Annotated in this window: 4 protein-coding genes; 2 read left to right on the top strand and 2 right to left on the bottom strand. The window is 72.8% G+C overall.

The window, feature by feature from the left end; translation table 11 throughout:
• Positions 1-40 precede the first annotated feature (40 nt).
• Positions 41-499 carry an FMN-binding protein gene (locus tag EHS43_RS38820; RefSeq protein WP_125195282.1) on the bottom strand — a complete coding sequence of 153 codons (459 nt, stop codon included), beginning with the start codon at positions 497-499 and terminating at the stop codon, positions 41-43.
• A gap of 19 nt (positions 500-518) precedes the next feature.
• Positions 519-1,871: a ferric reductase-like transmembrane domain-containing protein gene (locus EHS43_RS38815; RefSeq protein ID WP_125195281.1), complete on the bottom strand. Its 1,353-nt coding sequence runs from the start codon at positions 1,869-1,871 to the stop codon at positions 519-521.
• Positions 1,872-2,020: 149 nt separating this feature from the next.
• On the opposite strand from EHS43_RS38815, the gene EHS43_RS38810 reads away from it, so the two are divergent.
• Both EHS43_RS38810 and EHS43_RS38805 read left to right on the top strand, forming a co-directional pair.
• Positions 2,021-2,761 carry a response regulator transcription factor gene (locus tag EHS43_RS38810; RefSeq protein WP_125195280.1) on the top strand — a complete coding sequence of 247 codons (741 nt, stop codon included), beginning with the start codon at positions 2,021-2,023 and terminating at the stop codon, positions 2,759-2,761.
• Complete coding sequence (locus EHS43_RS38805; protein ID WP_125195279.1) at positions 2,758-4,209, top strand: cell wall metabolism sensor histidine kinase WalK; 1,452 nt, start codon at positions 2,758-2,760, stop codon at positions 4,207-4,209. Before EHS43_RS38810 ends, EHS43_RS38805 begins: the two co-directional genes overlap by 4 nt.
• The last annotated feature ends 22 nt before the right edge of the window (positions 4,210-4,231 follow it).

Here is a 4,231-nt window from a genome sequence, read left to right as displayed (position 1 = left end):
GTCCCTTGGTCCTTGGATACGTGCCGTGGCGCCACTGTGTTCAGCCTGCCGCCGAGTCCAGTGCGGACTGGAGTGACTGGCGGTAACCGTCACTCGTGTACGTGGCCCCGGAGACCGTGTCGATGTCCGCGCTCTGGGCCTGGAGCGCCTCGCTCCGCAACCGGGGCAGGGCGTAGCTGTTGATCTCCTGGTCCCGCGGGTTGTCCGACGGGTAGCTCACCGCGGTGACCTCGGTGAGCTTGCCGTCCTTGATGGTGACGCGGACCTGGACCGGGCCCCAGCGGGTCTGGATCGTGTCGCCGGTGACGGTCTTCGTGCCGGTGGTGGCCGAGCCGCTGCCGCTCGACGCGCTCGCGCTGCCCGAGGGCGCGGGCAGCGCCAGGGCGGCCTGCGGCGAGGCGTGCGGCTTCAGCGACAGCAGCATCACCATCCCGGAGACGGTGGCGGCGCTCGCCAGCACGATCCGGCGCAGCGGACGGTTCTTCTTCAGCGCGTGCACTTCTACGGCCTCACAGGTCTCAGAGTTCGAACGACTCGTGGTGGATCCGGCTGTCGGGGACCCCGGCGGCCCGCAGCTCCTCGTACAGGTCCCGGGCGAAGCCGTGCGGGCCGCAGATGTAGACGTCGTGTCCCGCGAGGTCCGGGACGGCCGACCGCAGGGAGTGGGCGGACAGATTCGGGCGGCGGCCGTCCGGCCCGTTGAGCGCGTACAGCACCTTCGCGCCGCGCCAGCGGGCCAGCGCTTCCAGCTCGCCCCCGAGAGCGAGGTCCTCGGCGGTGCGGGCCCGGTAGAGCAGGGTGACCTCGCCCGGAAGGGTCTCGAACAGGGCCCGCATCGGGGTGATGCCGACACCGGCGGCGACGAGCAGCGACCTGGGCGAGGACTGCCGGTCCCCGGTCAGCGAGCCGTACGGCCCCTCGGCCCACACCCGGGTGCCCGGCCGCAGCAGTGCGACGGCCGTACTGTGGTCGCCCAGTGCCTTGACGGTGATCCGCATGCGGTCACGGCGGGGCGGCGCCGACAGGGAGTACGGCGTCGAGGTCCATCCCATGCCCTCCCCGAGGAACCGCCAGCGGAAGAACTGCCCCGCCTGCGCGCCCAGTTCGTCCAGCCGCCGGCCGCGCACCACGACCGAGTACACGCCGGGCGCCTCCCGGTGCACGGACTCCACGCGCAGCCGGTGCCGCAGATTCAGCCGTACCGGGGCGAGGATCCGGAACCACAGCACCAGTGCGGCGACGCCGAGATAGAGCGCGTACCAGGCCGCCGTCGCCGCCGTGTTCCCGTTGAAGTCGTTGCCGAGGGCCAGTTGGTGGCCGAAGGAGAGGAACACGGCCGCGTAGGTGAGGAGGTGGACGTAGTACCAGAACTCGTGGCTGGTGCGGCGGCGCACCGCCCGCGCCGAGGTGACGCCGACGGCGAGGAGGATCACCGTGCCGGCGGTGGCCTTGAGCATCTCCGGGTAGTCGAGGACCACCGTGAGCGTCTCGTGCCAGAGCGAGGCACCGTCCTGGGCCGCGTACCCGGCGAGGATCAGTCCGATGTGCGCGAGCAGCAGACAGACGGTGTAGCGGCCGGCCATCGCGTGCCACCGGGCCACCCGGTCCGAGCCGACCCGCCGCTCCAGCAGCGGGACCCGTGCCATCAGTCCCACCAGTACCGCGCAGGCGTACCCGCACAGCAGACCGGCGATCCGCCCGGCCCCGGTCAGCCATCCGGCCGTACCGACCACGGAACCGGTGTCCGACCACCACAGGGCGAGCACGGCGGCCGCCCCCGCCCAGAGCAGGGCCAGCACGACACCCGCGGGTGATCGTCGTGCGGGCGGCGCCACGGCCGGTGCGGCCCGCCGCTCGTACACGGTGGTCATAGGGGTGTCCTTTCGCCTGTCCTGGTCACCACTGTGCGAGGGGAACCTCTGAGGACCCTCTGAACGGGCACCCGCTGAGCTCACTCAGAGGAAACTCAGAGCATCCGGCGCTGTCCGTCTCCGGCGCCGGGGGAGATCCTGGAAGGGCGATGAACACGACCCGTTCCGGCCGCCCCGCCCTCACCCGTCCCGACGGCACCCCGCTGCGCGTCCTCGTCGTCGACGACGACCCGGATCTCGCCGAGGTCCTCTCCGGCGCCCTGCGCTACGAGGGCTGGCAGGTCCGCACCGCCGGCGACGGCGCCTCGGCGGTGACGGCCGCCCGGGAACTGCTGCCCGACGCCGTCGTCCTGGACGTGATGCTGCCCGACACCGACGGCTTCGCCGTCCTGCGCTCCCTGCACACCGTGAAGTCCGACGTCTGCGTGCTCTTCCTGACCGCCCGGGACGCCGTCGAGGACCGCATCAAGGGCATCACCGCGGGCGGCGACGACTACGTGACCAAGCCGTTCAGCCTGGAGGAGGTCGTGGCCCGGCTGCGCGGACTGCTGCGCCGCGCGGGCATGGCCCGGCAGCTCGACGAGGGCCCCCGGCTCACCGTCGGCGACCTGGTCATGGACGAGGAGGCCCGCGAGGTCACCCGCGGCGGCGAGCTGATCGAGCTGTCCCCGACCGAGTTCGAGCTGCTGCGGTTCCTCATGCGCAACCCGCGCCGCGTGCTCAGCAAGGCGCAGATCCTCGACCGGGTGTGGTCCTACGACTTCGGCGGCCGCGCCCATGTCGTCGAGCTGTACATCTCCTACCTGCGCAAGAAGGTCGACGCGGGCCGCGAGCCGATGATCCACACCGTGCGCGGGGCCGGATACGTGATCAAGCCGGTGACGCCGTGAGGGACCTGAGGCCGCACACCCTGCGGGCCCGGCTCACCCTCGGCCTGGTGGTGCTGCTGGCGGTGAGCTGTGCCGCGGTCGGCCTCGCCGCGGTGCTCGGACTGAAGGGCTTCCTCACCAGCCGTCTCGACGAGCAGCTCACCGAGGCGGGGAACCGCTTCGCGGTCAGCCTGGAACACCAGGGGGAACCGCTGGAGAACGACCACGACGGCGACGACCGCGCCGACACCCGCCGCCAGGCCACGGGGACGTTCGGAGCCCGGCTGGTGGACGACACGGTCACCAACGCGGCCGTCGTCCGGCCCAGCGGCACCCTGGCCGTCGATCTGAGCTCCGGTGACCGCAGGCGGCTCGCGGCGGTCCCGGTCGACGGCCGCGGCCACAGCGTCGACCTCTCCACGCTGGCCGACTACCGGGTGCTCGCCACCCGGGGGCTGGACGGTGACGTCCTGATCACCGGGATGCCCCTGGAGCCCGTCGAGGCCACCGTCCACCGCCTGGTACTGGTCGCCGGGATCGTCTTCGGTGCCGCCCTCACCGCCGCCGGCGTCGCGGGCGCCCTGTGGGTGCGCTGGTCCCTGCGCCCGCTCAGCCGGGTCGCCGCGACCGCGACCCGGGTCAGCGAACTTCCGCTGGCCAGCGGGGAGGTGGCCCTTCCGCCACGCGCCCCGGAATCCGACCCGCGCAGTGAGGTGGGCCAGGTCGCCGGCGCGTTCAACCGCATGCTCGGCCACGTCGAGGACGCCCTCACCAAACGCCACGCCAGCGAGGAACGGCTGCGCAGCTTCGCCGCCGACGCCAGTCACGAACTGCGCACCCCGGTCGCCTCGGTACGCGGCCACGCGGAGCTCGCGCTGCTGCACCCCGGCCCGTTGCCGCCCGAGATCACCCGGGCCCTGGAGCGCATCGCCGCCGAGTCGACCCGCATGGGCGCCATGGTCGACGACCTCCTCCTGCTGGCCCGCCTGGACGCGGGCCGCCCCCTGGAGAACGCCCCCGTCGACCTCACCCGCCTGGTCCTCGACGCCCTCACGGACGCGCGGGCCACGGGTTCCGGTCACCGCTGGGAGCTGGACCTCCCCGAGGACCCGGTCACGGTATCGGGCGACGAACACCGCCTCCACCAGGTCCCGGCCAACCTGCTGTCCAACGCCCGTCTGCACACCCCGGCCGGCACGAAGGTGACGGTGACCCTGGAGAGGGCCGGCACCGAGGCCCTCCTGAAGGTCCACGACGACGGCCCCGGCATCCCCGAGGAGATCCGCTCCGGCGTCTTCGAGCGCTTCACCCGCGCCGACCGCAGCACCAAGACGAAGACCGGCGGCGCGGGCCTGGGCCTGTCGATCGTGGCGGCGGTGGTGGAGGCGCACGGGGGAAGCGTGGCAGTGGAGAGCGCCCCGGGCTCGACAACCTTCACAGTCCGCCTGCGGGCCACGACAGCGGCCTGAGACCCCGGCCGCATCCCGGGCC

The organism is Streptomyces sp. RP5T (genome assembly GCF_003933965.1).
Classification (GTDB): Bacteria; Actinomycetota; Actinomycetes; order Streptomycetales; family Streptomycetaceae; genus Streptomyces.
The sequence above is the reverse complement of the archived record's forward strand: the minus strand, read 5'-3'. Positions and strand labels throughout refer to the sequence as shown.